Raw genomic sequence first — 589 nt, 5'->3', positions numbered from 1 at the left:
CAGCCCGAGTTATCTCAATATGAATATGCTTCTCTTTGCCAACAGCTCGGCCTACGTGAATTAATCACACGACATAATGCACTCCCGCTCCACCGTACTCCTTCAACTTTATTATTAGCGGTTGCCGACCCCACGAATCAACAAGCTGAAGATGATTTCCGCTTTGCCACTGGTTTACAGGTTGAATTGGTGTTGGCGGATTTTCGCGAACTCAGTGCAGTCATTCGACGCTTATATGGTCGTTCATTGAGTCATGAAAAGTCTGGGTTAAAAGAGATCAACCAAGAAGAGCTAGCGAGTCTGGTGGATGTCGGTGCAGATGAAATCGACAACATCGAAGACTTGAGCCAAGACGAATCTCCTGTTAGCCGTTACATCAACCAAATTCTGTTGGACGCTGTGCGTAAAGGCGCATCCGATATCCACTTTGAGCCTTATGAAAAGATGTACCGAGTTCGTCTACGTTGCGATGGCATTTTGATCGAAACTCAGCAACCGCCAAATCACTTGAGTCGTCGCTTATCAGCTCGTATCCAAATTCTCTCTAAACTTGATAGTGCAGAGCGACGTTTACAACAAGATGGGCGAA

General features: G+C 46.0%; 1 protein-coding gene. It reads left to right on the top strand.

The features are described 5' to 3' along the window. Nucleotides 1–589 (top strand): ATPase, T2SS/T4P/T4SS family (locus R7Q48_RS29195; RefSeq protein ID WP_318133858.1); only part of this gene is annotated, 589 nt, incomplete at both ends.

It is taken from the genome of Vibrio sp. 378 (assembly GCF_033339435.1).
The sequence above is the reverse complement of the archived record's forward strand: the minus strand, read 5'-3'. Positions and strand labels throughout refer to the sequence as shown.